Genomic DNA, 3,575 nt, shown 5'->3' with positions numbered 1-3,575 from the left:
TGACGCCGCTCGACGCCACCTGGAAACGGCCGGCTCTCGACCTCGCACGCATCCGGGTGGGGGCCGAGCGATGCTACGAGCAGCCATCGCCGGGACCAGGCTGGTGAGGCCAGGTTCACCCGGTGAAGACGTCGGCGATGTGCACGAGCGCATCGCCGGAGTTGACCAGGGGCTGCTCGGTGCGGCCGATCACGATGCCGGTGCGGTTGGCGTGCACGAGGCGCAGCGTCTTGCCGAAGGAGTCGTGCAGGGCGCCGAGCCGGTCGCCCTCGTCGACCCGCTGCCCCAGGGCGGCATCCAGGTGCAGGATGCCTGTACGCCGCGCGCGGACCCAGCCACTTGCCCGCGACTCGACGGACGGGGTGGGCGCCGGCTCGTTGACCGGGTCGGTCATCCCCAGCGCAGCCAGCACGCGGCGTACGCCGATCACGCCCCCATCGATGGCATAGGCGTCGAACCGGAGGCACTCGCCGGCCTCGTAGAGCAGCACCTTGGCGCCCCACTCGCGGGCAGCATGGCGCAGCGATCCGTCGCGGATGCCGGCGTGCAGCATCACCGGGGCGCCGAACGCCTCGGCGAGCTGGCGGGTCAGCCCGTCGTCGAGGTCGGCACGGATCTGCGGGAGGTTGGAGCGCCGGTCGGAGCCCGTGTGCAGGTCGAGGCCGACGTCGCACTTGGCGACGACCTCGGTCATGAACAGGTGCGCGATCCGCGACGCGAGTGAGCCGCGCGCGGACCCGGGGAAGGACCGGTTGAGGTCGCGACGGTCGGGCAGGTAGCGGTCGCCGGCCATGAAGCCGAGGACGTTGACGACGGGTACGGCGACCAGGGTCCCGCGGAAGGTCTTCGGGTCGAGGCCGGCCAGCACCTGGCGGATCACCTCGACGCCGACGACCTCGTCGCCGTGGATCGCGGCGCTCAGCCACACGGTCGGGCCGTCCTCGCGGCCGTGCACGACGCGCACCGGGAGGCTCACGTCCGAGCCGGTGACCAGTCGCGTGATCGGCAGCTCGAGGTTGCGGCTCGAGCCGGCCCGGATCCGCACGGTGCCGATGGCGAAGGACTCGCGCGCCACTACGCGCCCCGGCAGGGGTGGGAGCTGGCGGTGGTCACGGTCGTGAGGGTAGTCGCGCCGGCCCCTCCGGGCCGCTCAGCCCTGCTGCGTCGTCGAACCGTCGCCGGAGTCGGTGCCCGACCCGGGGGTCGTCTCATCGCCGTCGAGGTCGGGCGCCTGACCGGTGCCGCCGTCGATTGGGCCTCCCGGACGACCATGCAGGTCGCCTCCGGGGAAGGGCCGGTCGCCGGGGGCGAAGCCGGAGGTCTGCCGCGTCGAGTCGCCGTGGTCGCCGACGGCGTACCCCGCGCCGAAGCCGATGCCGCCGACGGCCAGGCCGATGACGGCCGCGCCGGCCGCGATGGCCGTGCGACCACGGCCCGGGTGGCGCCAGGAGCGCTTCGGGGCGGAGACGGGCTCCTCGCTGGGGATCTCGCTGGTCTCGGGGATCTCGGGGGTGTTGTTCACGGTGCTTCCTTCGCTTGGTCGGACTGTCGATCCCGCGGGCGTTCATGACTCGAAGGCCCGGCCGGTGACAGTGAGCGTGGCCGGGCGACCTGTCGGGGAGGTGGGCCGCTCGTGTGTCTTCCCTGTGAGCCGTCGCGGGGGGCGGGGCGCGGCAGGCCGCACCGACCTCGTAGACACGCGGACCTTGGTCGGGGTCCGGGCCCGTCGCCTCGCTCAGAGGACGCTCGGGGGTCGCGCAATGTCCGCGTGTCTACGCGCGGCCCGGCCGACGGTCACCACATCCCCCGGCCCGACACCCGGTCAGGGGCGGACGATGATGTTGCCGACCTTGCGCCCGGAGTCGACGACCTCGTGGGCCTGCACGATGTCCGCGAGGTCCAGGACGTGCTGGTTGACCACGGTGAGAGTCCCGTCCGCGACCAGGTCGAGCAGCGTGCCGAACGACTCGGCCCGTTCGGGCGCAGGGCCTGCCTTGACGTTGCCGTGCGCTCGCAGCGTCTCGCCGAGATCCGCCACCACCAGCACCAGGACCCCGTCCCGGGCCAGCAGCCGGCGTCCGTCGTCGCGCCCGAGGTTGCCGACGTTGTCGAGGACGACGTCGAACCTCTCCGTGAGGTCGGCGGCCGGGGTCAGGGCGTAGTCGACCACGCGGTCCGCACCGAGCTGCTTGAGCAGTACGGCGTTGGCTGCACTCGTCACGGCCGTGACCTCGGCGCCGAGGTGCTTGGCCAGCTGGACCGCGTTGGTGCCGACCGCTCCGGACGCGCCATTGACCAGGACCGTCTGACCGGGCTGCACGTGCGCGACGTCGCGCAGGAAGTGCAGGGCCGTCGGGCCACCGAACAGCACACCAGCGGCTTGCTCGTGGGAGACCTCGGCAGGCTTGTGCACCAGCTTCTTCGCCGACAGGACGGCGAGCTCGGCGTGGCAGCCCAGCCCCAGGCCCGTCGTGCCACTGACCACGTCGCCCACCTCGAACCCCTCGACGCGAGCACCCACGGCCTCGACGACTCCGCTGGCGACACCGCCGAGGATCGGCTGCCGCGGCCGGCGCAGGCCGAAGAGCAGCCGCGCGATCAGGGCGTAGCCCCGCGGGAAGTCGGCGGCTCGAATGCGGGCGTCGGCGGCCGTGACCGCGCTGGCGTGGACCCGCACGAGCACCTGCGTCGCGCCCGGCGTGGGGGCGGGCACCTCCTCGATGCGAACGACGTCGGGTGCGCCGTACGACCTGCGAACTGCTGCCTTCATAAGTTTCCCCTTACAACGTAAGTCTTACAATGTAAGGCTGAGGGTAGGCGCACGCACAGAACTCCGCAAGACCCTGGGGTCGGTGAGTTGTCAGACGCCGCGGTTGCGGCGGCGTACGGCGCGCTTGGGCCGGCCGCCGAGGTAGGAACGCCGCGAGTCGATGAGATAGCCCTGGCGCAGGGCCTCGCGGCCGATCAGCATCCGGAAGCCCATCTGGTCGCGGCCCGTCAGCGTGACCTCAGCGGTGACGGTGCGCTCGACGAGGCTGATGTCCATCAGCACGACGTAGCGCTCCTGTTCGTGGCCGGTGGAGGAGCGAACCCGCCGGCGGTCGTGGATCGGCAGCTCGACGTCGACCGAGTCCTCGCGCGATCGTTGCCAGGGGTGGATGGAGAAACGCACCCAGGGCTCGCCGTCGCGGATGAACTCGTGGATGTCGAAGGCGTGGATCGCGCTGGACCGGGCACCCGTGTCGAGCTTGGCCTTGATCCACTCGACATCGATGCCAGGCAGCCGCACCCATTCGCGCCATCCGGCGCTCACCTGGCCGAGGCTGGTTGGATGAGTGGCTGCCACCCCCCTATCCAATCAGGTGTGATCTCGTGAAGCTGGCCATCTTGTCCCGAGCCCCGCGCTCCTACAGCACTCAGCGACTGCGCACCGCCGCGCAGGATCGCGGTCACGTGGTGAAGGTGCTCAACACGCTGCGCTTCGGAATCGACCTCTCGGGAGACCAACCCGATCTGCAGTTCCGCGGCAAGCAGCTCTCCGACTACGACGCGATCCTGCCGCGCATCGGCAACTC

Annotated in this window: 4 protein-coding genes and 1 pseudogene; 1 reads left to right on the top strand and 4 read right to left on the bottom strand. The window is 71.4% G+C overall.

The annotated features are described in order from the left end of the window. Positions 1-115 precede the first annotated feature (115 nt). The 4 genes from RMO85_RS04365 to RMO85_RS04350 all read right to left on the bottom strand — a co-directional run bounded on the left by RMO85_RS04365 (position 116) and on the right by RMO85_RS04350 (position 3,313). Positions 116-1,075 (bottom strand): succinylglutamate desuccinylase/aspartoacylase family protein, encoded by a 960-nt coding sequence (locus RMO85_RS04365; protein WP_310526703.1) that lies wholly within the window; start codon positions 1,073-1,075, stop codon positions 116-118. A 75-nt stretch (positions 1,076-1,150) separates the two neighbouring features. Continuing rightward, positions 1,151-1,522: a hypothetical protein gene (locus tag RMO85_RS04360; RefSeq protein ID WP_310526702.1), complete on the bottom strand. Its 372-nt coding sequence runs from the start codon at positions 1,520-1,522 to the stop codon at positions 1,151-1,153. 300 nt (positions 1,523-1,822) lie between these two features. Beyond that, positions 1,823-2,770: an NAD(P)-dependent alcohol dehydrogenase gene (locus RMO85_RS04355; protein WP_310526701.1), complete on the bottom strand. Its 948-nt coding sequence runs from the start codon at positions 2,768-2,770 to the stop codon at positions 1,823-1,825. A gap of 90 nt (positions 2,771-2,860) precedes the next feature. Further along, positions 2,861-3,313 (bottom strand): RimK/LysX family protein, encoded by a 453-nt coding sequence (locus RMO85_RS04350; RefSeq protein ID WP_310526699.1) that lies wholly within the window; start codon positions 3,311-3,313, stop codon positions 2,861-2,863. A gap of 59 nt (positions 3,314-3,372) precedes the next feature. On the opposite strand from RMO85_RS04350, the pseudogene RMO85_RS04345 reads away from it, so the two are divergent. Beyond that, positions 3,373-3,575, top strand: a pseudogene (locus RMO85_RS04345) (30S ribosomal protein S6--L-glutamate ligase); the annotation flags it as partial.

Origin of the sequence: Nocardioides sp. (assembly GCF_031422975.1) — a bacterium.
Classification (GTDB): domain Bacteria; phylum Actinomycetota; class Actinomycetes; order Propionibacteriales; family Nocardioidaceae; genus Nocardioides.
The sequence above is the reverse complement of the archived record's forward strand: the minus strand, read 5'-3'. Positions and strand labels throughout refer to the sequence as shown.

Bases quoted from the DNA above. Each gene is read 5' to 3' on its own strand.
- RMO85_RS04355 (WP_310526701.1), bottom strand. From the start codon at position 2,770: ATGAAGGCAGCAGTTCGCAGGTCGTACGGCGCACCCGACGTCGTTCGC.